At 64.8% G+C, this 17,935-nt stretch carries 17 protein-coding genes; 4 read left to right on the top strand and 13 right to left on the bottom strand.

The window, feature by feature from the left end; all coding sequences use genetic code 11:
* Positions 1-33: 33 nt before the first annotated feature.
* The 4 genes from IVB28_RS05245 to IVB28_RS05230 all read right to left on the bottom strand — a co-directional run bounded on the left by IVB28_RS05245 (position 34) and on the right by IVB28_RS05230 (position 2,747).
* Positions 34-1,140 (bottom strand): Do family serine endopeptidase, encoded by a 1,107-nt coding sequence (locus IVB28_RS05245; RefSeq protein WP_247525347.1) that lies wholly within the window; start codon positions 1,138-1,140, stop codon positions 34-36.
* A 156-nt stretch (positions 1,141-1,296) separates the two neighbouring features.
* The gene (locus tag IVB28_RS05240) at positions 1,297-1,632 is read right to left on the bottom strand and encodes a hypothetical protein (protein ID WP_247524975.1); all 336 of its coding nucleotides are present in this window, start codon (positions 1,630-1,632) and stop codon (positions 1,297-1,299) included.
* Positions 1,633-1,717: 85 nt separating this feature from the next.
* Positions 1,718-2,209, bottom strand: a complete 492-nt coding sequence (locus IVB28_RS05235; protein WP_247524974.1) for an Hsp20/alpha crystallin family protein — start codon at positions 2,207-2,209, stop codon at positions 1,718-1,720.
* A 76-nt stretch (positions 2,210-2,285) separates the two neighbouring features.
* Positions 2,286-2,747: an Hsp20 family protein gene (locus IVB28_RS05230; RefSeq protein ID WP_247524973.1), complete on the bottom strand. Its 462-nt coding sequence runs from the start codon at positions 2,745-2,747 to the stop codon at positions 2,286-2,288.
* Positions 2,748-3,117: 370 nt separating this feature from the next.
* On the opposite strand from IVB28_RS05230, the gene IVB28_RS05225 reads away from it, so the two are divergent.
* Genes IVB28_RS05225 through IVB28_RS05215 form a run of 3 tightly spaced genes read left to right on the top strand, consistent with a single transcriptional unit; the run spans position 3,118 to position 6,889 of the window.
* Positions 3,118-4,332 carry an ABC transporter substrate-binding protein gene (locus IVB28_RS05225; protein ID WP_247524972.1) on the top strand — a complete coding sequence of 405 codons (1,215 nt, stop codon included), beginning with the start codon at positions 3,118-3,120 and terminating at the stop codon, positions 4,330-4,332.
* A 7-nt stretch (positions 4,333-4,339) separates the two neighbouring features.
* Positions 4,340-6,073, top strand: coding sequence for an FAD-dependent oxidoreductase (locus tag IVB28_RS05220; protein ID WP_247524971.1), 1,734 nt, complete (start codon positions 4,340-4,342; stop codon positions 6,071-6,073).
* A 21-nt stretch (positions 6,074-6,094) separates the two neighbouring features.
* The gene (locus IVB28_RS05215) at positions 6,095-6,889 is read left to right on the top strand and encodes an IclR family transcriptional regulator (RefSeq protein ID WP_247524970.1); all 795 of its coding nucleotides are present in this window, start codon (positions 6,095-6,097) and stop codon (positions 6,887-6,889) included.
* Positions 6,890-6,894: 5 nt separating this feature from the next.
* Here the strand turns inward: IVB28_RS05215 and IVB28_RS05210 are convergent, their stop codons facing one another.
* Genes IVB28_RS05210 through IVB28_RS05195 form a run of 4 tightly spaced genes read right to left on the bottom strand, consistent with a single transcriptional unit; the run spans position 6,895 to position 11,397 of the window.
* Positions 6,895-7,674 carry an SDR family oxidoreductase gene (locus IVB28_RS05210; protein WP_247524969.1) on the bottom strand — a complete coding sequence of 260 codons (780 nt, stop codon included), beginning with the start codon at positions 7,672-7,674 and terminating at the stop codon, positions 6,895-6,897.
* Between the two features lie 38 nt (positions 7,675-7,712).
* Positions 7,713-8,456 carry an aspartate/glutamate racemase family protein gene (locus tag IVB28_RS05205; RefSeq protein WP_247524968.1) on the bottom strand — a complete coding sequence of 248 codons (744 nt, stop codon included), beginning with the start codon at positions 8,454-8,456 and terminating at the stop codon, positions 7,713-7,715.
* 9 nt (positions 8,457-8,465) lie between these two features.
* Positions 8,466-9,731, bottom strand: a complete 1,266-nt coding sequence (locus IVB28_RS05200; RefSeq protein WP_247524967.1) for an FAD-binding oxidoreductase — start codon at positions 9,729-9,731, stop codon at positions 8,466-8,468.
* 4 nt (positions 9,732-9,735) lie between these two features.
* A complete protein-coding gene (locus tag IVB28_RS05195; protein ID WP_247524966.1) occupies positions 9,736-11,397 on the bottom strand; it encodes a thiamine pyrophosphate-binding protein in 1,662 nt (553 codons plus the stop codon).
* A 222-nt stretch (positions 11,398-11,619) separates the two neighbouring features.
* Between IVB28_RS05195 and IVB28_RS05190 the strand changes: the two genes are divergently transcribed.
* Positions 11,620-12,309, top strand: coding sequence for an aspartate/glutamate racemase family protein (locus IVB28_RS05190; protein ID WP_247525346.1), 690 nt, complete (start codon positions 11,620-11,622; stop codon positions 12,307-12,309).
* 172 nt (positions 12,310-12,481) lie between these two features.
* On the opposite strand, the gene uxuA is transcribed toward IVB28_RS05190, so the two are convergent.
* From uxuA to IVB28_RS05165, 5 genes are all read right to left on the bottom strand, one after another.
* Positions 12,482-13,672, bottom strand: a complete 1,191-nt coding sequence (gene uxuA / locus IVB28_RS05185; protein ID WP_247524965.1) for a mannonate dehydratase — start codon at positions 13,670-13,672, stop codon at positions 12,482-12,484.
* A gap of 72 nt (positions 13,673-13,744) precedes the next feature.
* Positions 13,745-14,794, bottom strand: a complete 1,050-nt coding sequence (locus tag IVB28_RS05180) for an L-idonate 5-dehydrogenase (protein WP_247524964.1) — start codon at positions 14,792-14,794, stop codon at positions 13,745-13,747.
* Positions 14,791-16,197, bottom strand: coding sequence for a TRAP transporter large permease (locus IVB28_RS05175; protein ID WP_247524963.1), 1,407 nt, complete (start codon positions 16,195-16,197; stop codon positions 14,791-14,793). The genes IVB28_RS05180 and IVB28_RS05175 overlap by 4 nt, the downstream gene beginning before the upstream one ends.
* Before the next feature lie 4 nt (positions 16,198-16,201).
* Positions 16,202-16,780, bottom strand: coding sequence for a TRAP transporter small permease (locus IVB28_RS05170; RefSeq protein WP_247524962.1), 579 nt, complete (start codon positions 16,778-16,780; stop codon positions 16,202-16,204).
* Between the two features lie 138 nt (positions 16,781-16,918).
* Positions 16,919-17,896 (bottom strand): sialic acid TRAP transporter substrate-binding protein SiaP, encoded by a 978-nt coding sequence (locus IVB28_RS05165; protein ID WP_247524961.1) that lies wholly within the window; start codon positions 17,894-17,896, stop codon positions 16,919-16,921.
* Positions 17,897-17,935 lie beyond the last annotated feature (39 nt).

Here is a 17,935-nt window from a genome sequence, read left to right as displayed (position 1 = left end):
TGGATCGAAGCGGCACCGCGCACCGCGGCCCTGCTAGCGGACGAGACGATTGCCGCCGGCGGCGGCACTGCTTGGTTCGGGCGCGGGCGCTACTCTCACGACGGTCTCGAGCGGCGCGCCATTGCGCAAAACAGTGAGCTTCACTTCCTCGCCGACGCGCGCGAGGCCGATCGTGTTGCGAAGCTGGGCGGCGGTGCGGATCGGGCGGTCGTCGGCCCGGGTGATGATATCGCCCTTGCGGAGACCTGCCTGTTCGGCCGGCGAATCCGCCGCGATCTCCGCGATGACGGCCCCCTGGTTCAATCCCTTGTTGAGCGCAGGATGAACGTCCTTCAGCGACACGCCGATCCGGCCGCGCTCGACGCGGCCCTTGGCGACGATCTGTTCCATCACCTTCCGCGCCATGTTGACGGGGATTGCAAAGCCGATCCCGACATTGCCGCCGCCCGGCGAGATGATCGCCGAGTTGATGCCGACCAGTTCGCCGCGCAGGCTGACCAGCGCCCCGCCGGAATTGCCGGGATTGATCGCCGCGTCGGTCTGGATGAAGTCCTCGTACCCCTGCTTGCCGAGTCCGGTCCGGCCGAGCGCGCTGACGAGGCCGGACGTCACGGTCTGGCCGAGACCGAAAGGGTTGCCGATCGCAAGCACGAAGTCGCCTACTTCGAGCGCGTCGCTGTCGCCGAAGGAAAGCGCCTTGAGCCCGGCCGGGTTCTGGATCTGCAGCACCGCGACATCCGTCGGCGGATCGCGACCGACGACTTTGGCCGAGAACTGCCGGCCGTCCTTGGTGGTGATCTGAACGGCGGCGGTACCTTCGACCACATGGTTGTTGGTCAGGACATAGCCGCGCTGGGCATCGACGATGACCCCGGAGCCGGTCGCGTTGACCTGCTTCTCGATCTGGCGCGGAACGTCGAAGAACTCACGGAAGAGCGGGTCGCGGTAGAGCGGATTGTCCTCCCGCACGCGGCCATGCACGGAGATGTTGACGACGGCCGGCGTCACCTGGCGCACCAATGGCGCCAGGGTGGGCACCGAGCCGCCCGTCTTCAGGTCTGGAATTTGAGCAGCGGCCGGCTGCAAGGCGGTGAGTGCCAGCACCAGCAACGTCGGCAAGAGCAGCCGCACAACATTCATCTTGGTCACCTGCCGCTGAACCGGGATCTGGATGAAGAACTTTGCGATCTCAGTCACGCGGCGCGGCGAGGAGACCGTGCATGGCGAGAAACGGAACGGCGATGGCCGCCGAGGCCTGGCCGAACAGCACGAGCGCAAGGACGCTGTGGGTGAGGATCATATGGCGCGCCTCTCCGCGGCGGCCCAGGGCCGCCGCAACCGCATCGGGACGCCGCCCCCGCGTGGCGGGTCGTCATTGTCGTTGTCGCCGTCGAGCTTGCGCAGTGCCGCCAAGACATCGTCAAGCCGGATGGTGTGGCTCACGCCTGGTATCTCGCGCAGCGCGGGACAGGATTCGACCGCGTACATGTCGGATGCCCAGGACGACAGGATGATCCGCTTCTCCGGCGCGGTGAGCTCCTCCGCATTCAAGACATCGGATGGCGAATCGTAGTGGGCAGCAGGATGAAACAGCGGGTTGAGAGTGCCAGCATTGGTGTTCACGTTGGTCATCGGTCGTGCCTCCCTCATGCTCCTTTCAAGGGACCGGTGCGTTGACGATGGACGGCCGCGCCGACCGCCGCCGTCCCGCATAGTGTCAGTGCGTGTTGATCGCGATGCGCTTGACGCCTTCGCGTGCCTTTTCCGACTTCGGCAGCGACACGGTCAGGACGCCATTCCTGAACGATGCCTCCGCCTTATCTTCCTCGACGCCCTCCAGCGGGATCTGCCGCTCGAATGCGCCATAGAACCGCTCGGTGAAGTACCTGCCGTCGCCATCGCGCTCGGCTTTCTTCTCACCGCGGAGGGTCAGGACGCCGTTGGCGATTTCGACCTGAACGTCCTTTTCCGTCAGGCCGGGAAGCTCGGCCGAGACGGTCAACGTCTTGTCGGTCTCGCTGAGTTCGACCTTCGGCCAGCCGAAACGGCCCTCCATCAGCGGCGACAGGCCGGTCCCGCCGAAGCCTCGGAAGACGTCGTCGAACAGACGGTTCATCTCGCGATGAAGCGTCAGGAAGGGATCGAAGTTTTCGCGCGCAGGCGCGAGTTCCTGTTTCCCTGACCAGGGAATTAGATCACGAAAGCCCATAGTTCTCTCCTCCATGCATCGCGGAGCGCGGACGCACATCGGTGCGCCGCGTTCCGCCACTAGCTCGATCGAGCGCTCAGGCTGCTTTCTTCTGCTCGATCTGCGATGCCGCAGGAGCGACGCCCGCGATGGGAATCCGGCGCGGCTTCATGGCTTCCGGAACCTCGCGGACGAGGTCGATGATCAGGAGCCCGTCCTGGAACGAGGCCTGCTTCACCTGGACATAGTCGGCAAGGTTGAACACGCGCCGGAACGGACGCGCGGCGATGCCTTGGTACAGGTATTCGCGCGTAGCGGTCTCGGGCTTCCTGCCCTCGATGGTGAGCGCGTTCTGTTCGGCCGTCACCGTGATGTCGTTGGCGCCGAACCCCGCCACGGCGAGGCTGATCCGGTAATGGTCTTCGCCGGAACGCTCGATATTGTAGGGGGGATAATTATCCTCGGTCGCCTGGCGCAGCGTGGTGTCGACGAGGTCGGCCAGGTGGTCGAAGCCGATAGTGGAACGCCACAGGGGCGCGAAGTCAAAACTGGTCCTCATAACCAAGTCCTCCAAAGAGCAAGATGGATACGAAGGAGCGCAAGGCGGGGAAACCCAGCCCGGCGCCCGTGCCGGACCCGGTTTTAGCATCCGGCACACCGCTCTCGCGGCGAAAAACGACTTAGAAGATGAGGAACGGCTTTCAAGGGGCCGGCGCAAAATTTTTTTGAGGCCGCCTCCACCGCCGGTGCGAGGAGTCCTTGCGACGAAGCAATGACGGCGTGGAAGCAGGTGCGCGCACCGCGCGTCTCCAGCCAAACCGCCCCCGCCCGCGCTTCAATTCGCCATTGACAAACTAATTCACATTTATCTAATTCGATGCCGAAAGTGCCAGCCGCGCCAAGCGGCCAATAAAAGAGAGGGAACAACGATGAGAGGGCTTCTGGCCTGCGCTATGCTCGCGGCCATGACTTCGGCAGCGACGACCACAGCCGCCACCGCACAAGTGTCCGACGACGCCGTGCGGATCGGCGTGCTGACGGATCTCTCGAGCTGGGGCCGCGACAACAGCGGGCCGGGCTCGGTCGAGGCCGCGAAGATGGCGGTGGAGGAGTTCGGACCGACCGTGCTCGGCAAGCCGATCGAGATCATCAGCGCCGATCACCAGATGAAGACCGATGTCGGCGTGCAGATCGTCCGCGGCTGGTTCGACAACGGCAAGGTCGACGCCGTCGTCGACATCCCCAATTCCGGCATCGCGATCGCCGTCCACAACATGGTGCGCGAGCGCAACAAGATCGCGCTGCTCTCCGGCCCCGGTGCGAGCTCGCTGACCGACGAGCTGTGCAGCCCAAACACCGTGCACTTCACCTACGACACCTACGCGCTGTCGAAGGTGACCGCCTCCGCCGTGATCAAGGAGGGCGGCAAGTCCTGGTACTTCATCACCGCCGACTATGCCTTCGGCCAACAGCTCGAGAAGGACGCCACGCGCTTCGTCAACGAGCTGGGCGGCAAGGTGCTTGGCGGCGTCAAGCACCCGACCAACACAGCGGACTTTTCCTCCTTCGCGCTGCAGGCGCAAAGCTCGAAATCCGACGTCGTCGCCTTCGCCAATGCCGGCCAGGACACCGACAACGCGATCAAGCAGTCCGGCGAGTTCGGCCTTGTCCAGGGCGGCCAGAAGCTGGTTGGTCTCCTGATGTTCGACACCGACGTTCATGCGATCGGGCTGAAGGCCGCGCAGGGCACCTACATGACCACGGCCTCATACTGGGCCATGGACCCGGCCACCCGCGCCTGGTCCAAGAAGTTCTATGAGCGCACCAAGGTGATGCCGACCATGATCCAGACCGGCGTCTACGGTTCGGTGCTGCATTATCTCAAGGCCATCAAGGCCGCCGGCACTGACGATTCCGCCAAGGTGATGGCCAAGATGCGCGAGCTGCCGATCGAGGATACATTCGTCCATGGCGGCAAGCTGCGCGAGGACGGCCGCGTCATCCGCGACATGTATTTGGCCAAAGTGAAAACACCCGAGCAGTCGAAGGAGCCGTGGGATTATCTGGACATCGTCAAGACCGTAAAGGGCGAAGACGCCTTCCGCCCGGTCTCCGAGTCCAAATGTCCGCTCCTGAAGAAGTGAGGCCCAGATGACCGGCAACCAGCATAGCGCAATTGAGACTTACGAGTGCGATGTGCTCGTGGCCGGATCGGGTTGCTCCGGCATGTCGGCCGCGATCACCGCGCGCCATCGCGGCCTCGACGTCTTGATCGTCGAGAAGGAGCCGCGCTTCGGCGGCACCACCGCCCGCTCCGGCGGCTGGCTCTGGATTCCCGGCACCTCGCTGGCGAAGGCGTACGGCATCGAAGAGACGCCGGAGCAGGCCCGCACTTACTTGCGGCACGAGGCCGGCAACAACTTCGATGCCGCGCGCGTCGATGCATTCCTCAGCGCCGGCCCCGAGGCGGTCGATTTCTTCACCACCAAGACGGCGCTGCGCTTCGACATGCCGCTGGTGTTTCCTGACTATCATGCCGAGGCACCCGGCGGTGCGCAAGCCGGCCGCTCCATGGTGACACGTCCGTTCGACGGCCGCGAGCTCGGCGACCTCATCAAGTCGCTCGGCATGCCGCTGCCCGAGCTCACCGTGTTCGGCATGATGCTTGGCTCCGGCAAGGAGATCATCCACTTCATGCGGGTGACGAAGTCGCTGACTTCTGCCTTATATGTCGCAAAGCGCCTGTCGCGGCACCTGATGGACGTGCTGCGCTATGGCCGCGGCATGACGCTCACCAACGGCAATGCGCTGGCCGGGCGCCTCGCCAAATCCGCGCTCGACCTGAAGATTCCAATGTGGCTGTCCGCGCCGGTGCGCGAGTTGACGGTCGAGAACGGCACCGTGACAGGCGCGATCGTTGTGCGCGAGGGACGCGAGGTGCGCGTCCGCGCAAGGCAGGGCGTCGTGCTCGCCTGCGGCGGCTTCCCGCATGACGTCGAACGGCGCAGAAAAATGTTTCCGCACGCGCCGACCGGCAGCGAGCATTTCTCGCCGGGCCCCACCGGCAACACCGGCGACGGTCTGCGTCTCGCGGAATCCGCCGGCGGGCATGTCGAGGATCGCCTGCCGAACGCAGCGGCCTGGGTGCCGGTGTCGCTGACAACACGCAAGGACGGATCGAAGGGCGTGATGCCGCACTTCATCGACCGCGCCAAGCCCGGCGTGATCGCGGTGATGCGCGATGGCCGGCGCTTTGCCAATGAGGGCAATTCCTATCACGACTTCGTCCAGGCCATGGTAAAGGCGGCCAAGCCCGGCGAGGAGATCGCGGCTTATCTCGTGTGCGATCACAAGACGCTGCGCAAATACGGCCTCGGCTGCGTGCCGCCCTTCCCGATGCCGCTGGGTCATCACCTCCATAACGGCTATCTCATTCGCGGCGACACGCTGGAGGCGTTGGCGGCAAAGGCCGGCATCGATGCGAAGGCGTTTACCGAGACTGTCAGCCAGTTCAATGCGACCGCGTCGCTTGGCCACGATGCCGCCTTCGGCAAGGGCTCGAAGGCCTATAACCGCTACCAGGGCGACGCCATGCACGGCCCCAATCCCTGCGTCGCGCCGATCGAGAACGGGCCATTCTATGCCATCAAGATGGTGATCGGCGACCTCGGCACCTATGCCGGCATCGTCACCGACGAGAACGCGCGGGCACTCGACGCCGAGGGCCGCGTCATTCCAGGGCTCTATGCCGCCGGCAACGACATGGCCAGCATCATGGGCGGCAATTATCCGGGCGCCGGCATCACGCTTGGGCCGGCGCTGACCTTCGGCTACATTGCCGGACGACATCTTGCCGACAGCGCCGCCAAGCGCAACGCGGCGTAAAGCCAAGCGCATCGGAGGCGCATGAAGAGAGAAAGCCGCGGCATCCAGTCGATCGAGGTCGGCGGAGAATTGCTTCGCGCGCTCGCAAGGTGCGGCGAGCCGATGATGCTGCGCGATCTAGCGCGTGAGGCCGGCATGACGCCGGCCAAGGCGCATCCTTATCTCGCCAGCTTCTCCCGCATCGGCTTGATCGAGCAGGACGAGACCACCGGCCGTTACGAGATCGGCGCGCTGGCGCTGGAGCTCGGCCTGATCAGCCTGCGCCGGCTCTCCGGCACCCGCATCGCAAGGCCGAAGATCGCCGCACTCGCGAGCCAGATCGGACATGCAGTGTCTCTCGCCGTGTGGGGCACGCACGGCCCGACCGTGGTCCAGCTCGAGGAGCCGGCCCAGCCCGTGCACATCGTCATGCGCGCCGGCTCGGTGATGGCGCTGCTGGAGACGGCCACGGGCCGCGCCTTTGCGGCTTTCCTGCCGGAGAAGACGATCACTGCCGGGCTCGAAAGCGGCCTCGACCGTCACGGCGTCGGTTTCAATCCGAAGCGCGCCGTGAAGGGCGCCAAGGTTGCCGAGATGCTCAATGAGGTCCGCAAGCACGGCCTCGCCCGCGCGCTCGGCGATCCCCTGCCCGGCGTCAATGCGTTCTCGGCGCCGGTGTTCGACCATTCCGGCCATGTCGCGCTGGTCATCACCGCGATGGGCCCCGAAGGCACCTTTGACGCGCGCTGGGACAGCCCGATCGCGCACGCGTTGCGCGACTGCGCCGGCGGCATTTCGAAGCGGCTTGGCCATGGGATGACGGTTGCGGCGGAGTGATCCCCCTACTTCTCCTTCACCGGCACCGTGTAGTTCAGGATCAGCCTTCCGCCATCGGGGTAGATCGTCTGCCCTGTGATGTAAGACGCATCATCACTCGCCAGGAACGCGACGACGGACGCCACCTCGCTCGGCTCGCCGCCGCGGCCGGCGGGCGTACGCGACATTACGGTCTTGCGGGCATCCTCGGAGGTGTAGATCGATGACGCCACCATGTCGGTCAGGATCGTGCCCGGTCCGACCGCGACGACGCGGATGTTGTGCGGAGCGAGCGCAACGGCCGCGACCGAGGTCAGCTGCTTCATGCCGCCCTTGGACATCGCGTAGGTCGCCAGCGCCGGGATCGCCAGCAGCGCATTCACCGAGGACATGTTGATGATCACCCCGCCGCTGCCTTGCGCGATCATTTGCCTGGCCGCCGCCTGCACGCCGAAGAACGCGCCTTTCAGATTGATGCCGATGATCTCGTCGAACTCCTCTTCGGTAATCTCAAGGATGTCCCGGTTGCGGGCGACGCCGGCATTGTTGACCATGATGTCGAGCCGGCCGAATTCCTTCACGGCGGCGGCGACGAGCTGATCCACGTCTGCGCGCTTGGCGACATTGCCGACGATTGTGCGCAAGGCATCGGGACGACCGAGCTCAGCGGCGGTTGCCTCTAGCCCGTCGGCATCGACATCCGAAATCACGACCTTGACGCCGTCATCCAAAAATCTCTTCGCGCAGGCCTTGCCGATGCCGCGCGCTGCGCCGGTGATGGCAGCGACCTTGCCGGATAGTTTCATGGGCTCACTCCAGGACTTGTGACGATCTTTCGGACGCGTCACGCAAAGACGCGCGGGCGCAGTCCGGCATGAAACCAGGTGATCATGGAATAGATGTCGTAGATCGGCAACCCGACTTCGGCCTGAAGCGCTGCCGCATAGGGCGGCATGTTGGTGCATTCGAGCACGATGGCGCCGACGTCAGGGTTTTCAGCGACGAGCTGCTTGCCGGCTTCGACCACGTCACGCTCGGCCTGCGCGATGTCCATGTCGTCCTTCTCGGCCTTGATCAGGACGCGAAAGAACTCCTTGCCGTTCTCGGTGCCGACCAGCGGCGTATCGAGCGGCACCCCCGCGCCTTCGAGGTGGGCCGGCGTCAAGGAAGAGCCCGACACCGTGACGAGACCGACGCGCTTGCCCGGCGGCAAGGTCGCCTGCACCCAGGGCACCTGCATCAGCGAGGACGTCGCAACGGGAACGCCGACCGCGGCCGCGATCTCCTTCTGGAACAGCGAGAGGAATCCGCAATTGGTGGTGATGGCTTCGGCGCCGAGCCGCACCAGGTCTTTCGCCGCGTCGATGAAATCGGGCAGCAGGCCCGCCGCGCCCTCCAGCACCACTTTTTCCGGCGATGCCCCGCTCACCACACGATAGAGCACGGGGAACGGCCAGGTCGTGCCGTTACCCATGTCGCCGGGAATACGGGGAAAGCGTGCTTCCAGCATCAGAATGCCGAGCGGCGCGCCATAGATGGCCTTGCCGCCACGGGCGATGCGGGGGGACGATTTGCCTGAGCTGGTCATGCTGCGGCCTCAGAGGAAACGTTCGGGCGCAAACGGCGCCAGCGGAATTTCAGGCGGTTTGCCGCTGACGAGCTGGGCGACGAGCCGGCCGGTACGGGCCGAACCGACCAGGCCGACATGGCCATGGCCGAAAGCATACACGACGTCGCGCGAGGCGCTGGCATAGCCGATGCACGGACGTCCGTCGGGCATGCTCGGCCGATGCCCGAACCAGGTTTTGATGCGCGAGGCCGGGATGTCTTTCGGCAGTTTGGGGAACATGCTGACGAGGTGGTTACGCAGAATCTCGGCACGCTTCCAGTTCGGCGCGGCTTCAAGGCCGGCGATCTCGACGGTGCCGGCGGCGCGCAGGCCCTTGTCGGTCCAGTTCACAACCATCTTGGCGTCCGACGCCATCATCGAGCTGCGCGGCCCCGATTCCGGATTCTCGATCATGACGTGATAGCCGCGCTCGGTCTCGAGCGGCAGGGGATCGCCGATCGAGGCGGTGAGCTGCTTCGATCGCGCCCCGGCGGCGATCACCGCGGCATCGCAAGCGATCTCGCCGGTCTCGGTCACGACCGCGACGAGCTGATTGCCGGAAAGCTTGAGGCCGGTCGCCTTGGCGCGCACGAATTTCGCGCCGCTCGCCAGCGCATGGTTGGCGAGCGCGGCGACATAAGCGCCGGGATCGCGGCAGCGGCCGGCCTCTTCCACCACCACGCCGAAGGTGTAGCGCGGATGCAAATCAGGCTCGCGCTGACGCATCTCGTCGGCGGAAAGCTCCAGCCATTCGACACCGACCTTCTTGCGCAAGCGCCAGCCGAGATCGTTGTCAAAGTTGCCGCGCGACGGGAACACATGCATCACGCCGTTGCGCTCGATCAATTCGGGCACGCCGGCTTCTTCCGCGAGCTTCCGGTGCAGCAGCGGCGCGTCCTTCAAGAGATCGCGCAGCGCGAAGGCCGTCGTCTCGACCCGCGCCTCTGTCCAGCCCGAGAGCAGATACTTGATCAGCCACGGCAGCGCCTTCGGCAAATACGACCAGCGGATCGCAAGCGGGCCGAGCGGATCCATGAGATAGCCGGGCACCTTCTTCCAGATGCCCGGCTCGGCCGGCGGGATCACCGAGTGCGACGACAGCCAGCCGGCATTGCCATAGCTCGCCGCCTGTTCGCCGCCGGGCTCGCCCGGATCGATCAGCGTGACGCGATGGCCCTCGCGCAACGACTCGATGGCGCTGATCACACCGACCGCGCCGGCACCGATGATGGCGACGTGGCGGCCGGCCGGCATCGCTTTACGCCTTCACCGTGGGTGCAAAATCCTTGCCGACCGAGATCGCCCTGGGATCGATGATGCAGTGGAGGATCGACGGCTTGCCGGAAGCCAGCGCGCGCTCAAACGCCGGCGCGAATTCCTCGGTGCGCTCGACGCGCTCGCCATGGCCGCCGAATGCTTTGGCGTACATCGCAAAGTCAGGGTTCTTGAGCTGGGTGCCGACGACGCGGCCGGGATAGTCGCGCTCCTGGTGCATGCGGATGGTACCGTATTGCGAATTGTCGACGATGATGACGACCAGGGCTGCGTCATATTGCACGGCCGTCGCGAACTCCTGCCCGTTCATCAGGAAGCAACCGTCGCCGGCGAAAGCGACGACGGTACGATCCGGATATTGCCGCTTCGCAAGCACCGCCGCCGGCACGCCATAACCCATCGAGCCCGAGGTCGGCGCGAGCTGGGCCGCAAAGCTGTGGAAGCGGTGATGGCGATGGATCCAGCCGGCATAATTGCCAGCGCCGTTGCAGACGATGGCGTCCTTCGGTAGCCGGTCGCGCAACCAGGTCATGACTTGGCCGTACTGGAACGTGCCCGGCAGCTCGCGCGCCTTCTCGGTCCAGGCGAGGTAATCGGCGTGCGCCTTGGCGGCCTCGCCCTTCCAGGCCACTGCGACTGAAGGCTTCAGCGTCTCGACGGCCGCGGCAAACGCTGCGGGCGTCGCCTGGATCGCGAGATCAGGCTGATAGACCCGGCCGAGCTCTTCAGAGCCCGGATGGACATGGATCAGCTTCTGCTGCGGGTTCGGAATATCGAGCAGCGTATAGGACGAGGACGGCATTTCCGACATGCGCCCGCCGATGAGAAGAACGACATCGGCATTCTCGATGCGTGCCTTCAGCCCCGGGCTCGGCCCGATGCCGAGATCGCCGGCATAATGCGAATGATCGGCGTCGATCAGCGAGGCCCGGCGGAACGAGGTCGTGACCGGCAGGTCGAACCGCTCGGCGAAGCGCGCGATGCTCCTGGTCGCCTCTTCGGTCCAGCGCGAGCCGCCGAGGATGACCAGCGGCGCCTTGGCGCTTGCGAGCATGGCGCCGAGCTTTTCGATGTCGGCCGGCGCGGGCCAGCTCACCGCCGGCTCGATGCGCATGGCATCGGCCACGGCCGCGGTCTCGGTCAGCATGTTCTCCGGCAGCGAGATCACGACAGGACCGGGGCGGCCCTGCATGGCGACGCGGAAGGCGCGCGCCACCAGTTCCGGAATCCGGTCGGGGCGATCGATCTCGACCGCCCATTTCGCCATGGTGCCGAACACCGCCTTGTAATCGAGCTCCTGGAACGCCTCGCGCTCGCGCATGCCGGTGTCGACTTGGCCGACGAACAGGATCATCGGCGTCGAATCCTGCATCGCGATGTGGACGCCGTGGCTGGCGTTGGTGGCGCCGGGGCCGCGGGTGACGAAGCAGATCCCGGGCCGCCCGGTGAGCTTGCCATAGGCCTCCGCCATCATCGCCGCGCCGCCCTCCGCGCGGCAGATCATGACGTCGATCGGGCTGTCATGCAGCGCATCGAGCGCGGCCAGATAGCTCTCGCCCGGCACGCAGGTGACGCGATCGACGCCTTGCGCCACGAGCTGGTCGATCAGGATCTGGCCCCCGGTGCGGGTGTTGCGGATGGTCATGTCGGCTCCCTCAGGGCTTTGGCGATGCGCCATTATTCGGGAACTGCGTAAGACAGCCTGAGAGAGCGCGCAAGGTCGAAAGGCTCGCATCGCCTGCGCAGGCGTCATGCCGATCCCTGCCGTTTGCACTACAGCACGTACTGCGGCGCTCCTGGACTGGAGATGGCGAGCTCCGGCCTCTTCGTCTACTATCCGGCGAACTACATCGTCTGGAGCACCGGAATGCAAACCGTCGGGCTGATCGGGGGCATGAGTTGGGAGAGCACCGCGCTTTACTACAAGCTCATCAATGAGCGGGTCCGCGATCGCATGGGCAAGCTGCATTCCGCCCCGCTGCTGATATATTCCTACGATTTCGAGCTAATCAAGCAGATGCAGTATGCGGGCCGCTGGAGCGAGGCGGCGGCCAGCCTGGCTGACGTCGCGCAGCGTCTTGAAGGCGCCGGCGCGCGAGCGATCGTGTTGTGCACCAACACGATGCACAAGCTGGCGCCTGCCATCATATCCAGCGTGACCGTTCCGTTCATTCACCTGGGTGATGCGACGGCGCTACGAATTCGGGCGAAGGGATACCGGCGGGTCGGCCTCCTCGGCACGAAGTTCACGATGGAGGAGGATTTTTACATCGATCGGCTGCGCGCGCATGATCTCGACGTGCTGGTTCCCCCGGCCGACGCGCGCGCCGATGTGAACCGGATCATCTACGAGGAGCTGTGCCTCGGAATTGTCGCCGATCCCTCGCGCCGTCGCTACCAGGACGTGATGGCGGCGCTCGTCGCCGCCGGCGCGGAGTGCATCATCCTGGGCTGCACCGAGATCACGATGCTGGTCGGCCCTGATGACACCTCAGTCGAGACGTTCGACACCACGGCGATTCACGCGGAGGCGGCGGCTGATTTCGCCATCGGTTGAGCCTGAAGCAAGGCCCGCGATGCGGCATGCCATCAAGCAGGCGGTCTCAGGGTGAAGCACCCCTTTCTGCACGTCATTGCGAGCGCAGCGAAGCAATCCAGAGTCTCTCCACGGGGGATATTCTGGATTGCTTCGCTGCACTCGCAATGACGATGTGGATGGAGCAGTGGCCTCACCGATGCTCGATCGCCCTGATCGCGCCGCGGAGTTCGGCTAGGCCACGCAGGCGGCCGATCGCGGTGTAGCCGGGATTGGTGCGCTTGGTCGCTGTGAGATCGTCCAGCATGCGGTGGCCGTGGTCGGGGCGGAACACGATCTGCTTGTCGGGCGCGCGTCGGGCGTTCTCCTTCAACAGCGCCTTCAGCACCGCGACCATGTCGACGTCGCCATCGAGATGGTCGGACTCGTAGAACGACAGCCCGTCGGCCTCGCGCTTGGTCGCGCGCAGATGTGCAAAGGCGATGCGCGGGCCGAAGCGCTCGGCCATCTCCGGCAGATTGTTCTGAGGCCGCACGCCGAGCGAGCCCGTGCACAGGCAGATGCCGTTGGCCTTGGACGGCACGGCGTCGAACAGCGCCTGATAATCATCGGCTGAGGACGCAATGCGCGGCAGGCCGAACAACGGGCGCGGCGGATCGTCGGGATGCAAGGTCAGGGACACCCCGAGTTGCTCGGCCACCGGCGTGACACGCGCGAGGAATTCGGCGAGGTGCTGCCGCAGGACCGTGGGCGTGATGTCGCGATAGGTCTCGAGCCGGTCGCGGAATTGCGGAATGGTCATCGGCTCGGTGGTTGAGCCCGGCAGCGCGCTGGCGATCACCATGACGAGATAATCGATATCGGCCTGGCTCATCTGCTCGAACAGCTTTTTCGCGCGAGCCTGCTGCTCGGGCGAATATTCCTGCGTAGCCTCCGGGCGCTTGAGGATATGCAGCTCGAACGCGGCAAAGCGGTCCTGGTCGAACCGCATGGCGCGGGCGCCGTTCGGCAGCTCCCATTCGAGGTCGGTGCGGCACCAGTCCACCACAGGCATGAAATTGTAGCAGATGATCTTGATGCCAGAAGCGGCGACTGCTTCCAGGCTCGCGATCCACGCCTCGATGGACTTCGTCGCCTTGCCTCCGAGGCGCTTCACGTCGTCGGGGATCGGAATCGATTCCACCACCGACCATGTCAGCTTCGAGCGGCCCGGTTGGCCATTCTCGATGAAGTTCTTGCGCTCTTCGACCGCCTTGCGCGTCCAGGCCTCCCCGATCGGCACCTGATGCAACGCCGAGACGATGTCGCTCGCCCCGGCCTGCCTGACGTCATCCAGGGACACGGGATCATCCGGCCCGTACCAGCGCCAACCTTCGAGCATCATGCGCAATCTCCTAAAGTGTTTTCAAGCGAAGCGGGAACCGGTTCGCGTGAAGAAAACGCGTCAAAACAAAAGTCAGCTGGCGGTCAGCACGACCTTGACGCTCTGCGAGCGGTCGAGCGCCAGCCGGAGCGCATCCGGCGCGGTCGAGAGCGGACGCTCGGCGGTGACCAGCGACAGCACGTCCACGCTGCCATTGGAGATCAGTTCCACGGCGGTTGCGAATTCGAAGCCGAAGCGAAACGAGCCGCGCAGGTCGATCTCCTTCGCCATCACCGCATTCGACGGCGTCGGGATCTGGCCGCCCGGCAGATTGCCGATCTGCACCACAATGCCGCCGCGCCTGACGATGCCGATCGCGCTGGCAAGGCCCGCGGCCGTGCCCGAGACTTCGAAGGCGACGTCGTAAGGACGCGACGCTGCCTGCGCCTTTAGGCCGTCCTCGCCGCCCGAAACGTTCTCGACATGCGAGGCTCCGAGCTTGGTCGCAAAGGCCAGCGGCGCCGGCGCGATGTCGGCCACGGTGATGTCAGCCATGCCGGCGCGGTGCGCGGCGAGCATGGTCAGAAGCCCGATCGGGCCGGCACCGAAGATGATGCCGCGCTTGCCCTCGATATTGCCGGCGCGCGCGACCGCGTGCAGGCAGACGGCAAGCGGCTCGGCGAGCGCCGCGGCCTGATAGGACACGTGATCCGGGATCTTGACGCATTGCGCCGGGATGGCATCGAAGTAATTGGCAAAGCCGCCCTGCATGTGCGGTGTCTTCGAGGCCGAGCCCATGAAGTAGATGTTCTCGCAGAGATTGGGCCGGCCGTCGCGGCAGGCGACGCAATGGCCGCACCAGCGCGACGGGTTGACGGCGACGCGGTCGCCGAACTTCAGGCTGGCCGCGGCTCCTGCGATCTCCACGACCTCACCCGAGATTTCGTGGCCGAGCACCAACGGCGACTTCACCACGAAATCGCCGGTCCGCGCATGGCGGAAATAATGCATGTCCGAGCCGCAGATGCCGCCGGCACCGAAGCGGATGCGCACCATGCCGTCTGCGAGCTTGTCGAGCGGATGCTCGACCATGCGCAAATCTTCGGGACCGAACAGGGTTGCGGCGAGAGCGATTGAGGTCATTTGGAGAGTCCCATGTATTTCGGCAGCCAGAGGGTGAGTTCGGGGATGTAGGTGATCGCGATCAGCGCGAGCATCAGCGGCACCAGCCAGGGCAGGATCGCAACCGTCGTGCGCTCGACCGAGAGCTTTGCCACGCGGGCGAGCACGAACAGCACCATGCCGAGCGGCGGATGCAACAGGCCGATCATCAGGTTCAGCGTCATGATCAGTCCGAAGTGGATCGGATCGATGCCGAGCTTGAGCACGATCGGGAGCAGGATCGGCACCAGGATGGTGATCGCCGCCGTGGTGTCGATGAAGCAGCCGACGAACAGGATCAGCACGTTGGCGAGCGCCAGGAACACCCATTTGTTGTGGGTGATGCTGAGCATCCAGTCCGACAGCATCTGGGCTGCCTGCGACACCGTCAGCAGCCAGGCGAAGATCGAGGCGGCGGTGACGATGAACAGCACCGAGGCCGTGGTCTCGATGGTGTCGAACGTCGCCTTGGCGACCGTCTGGAAGGTCATGGTGCGGTAGCGCACGAGGCCGAGGAACAGCGACCAGATCACCGCGGCGACGGCGGCTTCGGTCGGCGTGAACCAGCCGAGCGTCATGCCGCCGATCAGGATCACGGGCGCCATCAGCGCCATCACCGCCGAGAAGTCGAAATACCAGTCGATCACGAGCAGCGTGCCGAGCCCTATCGCGACCGCGACGTTGACCGAGAGGCCTGCGAGCACCATCAGCCAGATCGCCATCGGGAACGACAGGACGATGAAGATCTCGAGCCCGGCGGAGCCGAGCTGCGGCCAGGAGAACGGCGTGTCGCTGCCCCATTTGTTCTTATGCGCGAAGTAGGTGACCGTGGCCATCATGAACAGCGTCAGCACGACGCCGGGAATGACGCCGCCGAGGAACAGCGCGCCGATCGAAACGTTCGCCATCATGCCGTAGATCACGAACGGCAACGATGGCGGGATGATGGGCCCGAGCGTCGCCGAGGCCGCGGTGACGCCGACCGAAAACTCGGTTGAGTAGCCGTGGTCCTTCATCGCCTTGATCTCGATGGTGCCGAGACCGGCAGCGTCCGCGATCGCGGTGCCGGACATGCCGGAGAAGATCACCGAGCCGATGATGTTGACGTGGCCGAGGCCGCCGCGCATCCACCCCACCAGTGCGACGGCGAACTTGTAGATCCGCCCGGTGACGCCGGCGATGTTCATGAGATTTCCGGCCAGGATGAAGAACGGCACCGCGAGCAGCGGAAAGCTCTCGACCCCGGCGATCATGCGCTGTGCCAGCGTGACGTCGGGCGTCACGCCGCTGACCAGGATGTAAAGCAGCGACGACGCGGCCATGGCAATCGCCACGGGAACGCCGAGCAGCATCAGGATGAGAAATCCTCCGAGTAACAGCAGCATGGTCTTATCCTTCCGATCCGTCGTAGGCACCGGGACGTTCGAGGACCGAGTAGCCCTGCCGCCAGTTCTGGATGGCCACCTGCACGGAGCGTGCGAACATCAGCACAAAGCCCGCCAGCACGGCGTAATAGACGTAGTCCTTGGGAAGATTGATCGTGGTCATCTGCTCGTCGCCGATGATATGGATGTAGACCCAGACCAGCTTGATGGCGTAGCCGAAGAAGGCGATCCGGATCAGGTCGATCATTGTCGACAGCGCCCGCGCCACGAGATGCGGCAGATAGCGGTAGACGAGGTCGACCTGGATGTGCCGCGACAGCCGCACGCACATCGAGGAGCCGATGAAGACCACACCGATCAGGCAGTAGGTCGCGATCTCCTCGGTCCAGGCGTAGCTGTCGTTGAGCACGTAGCGGGTGAAGAACTGGAGGAAGACGGCGAGCGCCATGACCCAGAAGATCGCAAGCGCAACCCAGTCCTCGAATGCGTAGACGCCGAGATCGACCTTCGGCGTCGCCTCCTCCTCGAAAGTATGGGCGATCTCGTCCGCGGTGATCTGCCGGTGTATTTCGGCGGTCGACATGGGGGTACTCCTCAAACCTCTCGATCGTCATTCCGGGGCGGCTCGAAGGGACCGCGCAACGCGCGGCCCGAGCGGCCGAACCCGGAATCTCGAGGTTTCCGGGTTCTCGCTTCGCGAGCGCCGGAACGACAGCGTGGATTATTTGACCGCCTGGATCTTTTCCCAGTCGGCCTTGCGATAGCCGAAGGTCTCGAACGCGACGTTCTTCAGCACGGTGTCGCGGAACTCGTTCTTGTCGACCTCGGTCACGCTCAGGCCCTTGTCCTTGAAGAAGGCGACCAGCTTGGCTTCGTTCTGCTTGATCTCGCCGGTGGCCTTGGCGGAAGCTTCCTGCGCCACGTCGGTGAAGATCTTCTTGTCCTCGTCAGAGAGCTTCTTCCACAGCGCGCCGGCGATCACGGTGTTGAGGTGATCGACGATGTGGCCGGTCAGCACGATGTGCTTCTGCACCTCGTAGAACTTCTTGGCCTCGATCGTGGTCAGCGGGTTCTCCTGCGCCTCGACGGTGCCGTTCTGGAGCGCGAGGTAGACTTCGGCGAAGGCGATCGGCGCGGTGTTGGCGCCGCAGGCGCGCGGCATCGCGAGATAGGCCGGCACGTCGGGCACGCGCATCTTCAGGCCCTTCATGTCGGCGCAGGTCTTGATCGGCTTGTTCGACGAGGTCTGGCGCACGCCGTAATAGGTCACCGCGACGATGTGGTGGCCGCTCTTGTCCTCGTAGCCCTTGGCGAGCTCCTTGAAGATGTCGCTCTTGGTGTAGGCGAGCAGATGATCGGCGTCGCGGAACGTGTAGGGATAGTAGGTCACGCCGATCGGCGGGAAGCTCTTGGCCGCGAAGCTCGAGCCGGAGATGATGATGTCGACCGAGCCGAGCGAGAGGCCCTGGTTGATATCGGCTTCCTTGCCGAGCTGCGAGGCCGGATAAACGTCGATGGCGTAGCGCCCATTGGTGCGCTTGCCGATCTCCTGCGCGGCCCAGACCGAGGAGGTGTGGAACGGCTCCGAAGTCTCGTAGACGTGGGCCCATTTGAGTTTGGTCTGCGCCATGCCGGCACTGGTCGCAGCCAGCAGCGTAGCGGCGGAGATCGCCGCGGCAATCGTCATCTTTTTCAACATCGACTTTTTCTCCCGTTCAAGTCTGCTTCTTGTTCGCCC

Source organism: Bradyrhizobium sp. 199 (assembly GCF_023073355.1).
In the GTDB taxonomy this organism is placed as follows: Bacteria; Pseudomonadota; Alphaproteobacteria; order Rhizobiales; family Xanthobacteraceae; genus Bradyrhizobium.
Note: the sequence above shows the minus strand (reverse complement) of the source record. Positions and strands in the feature narration are given on the sequence as shown.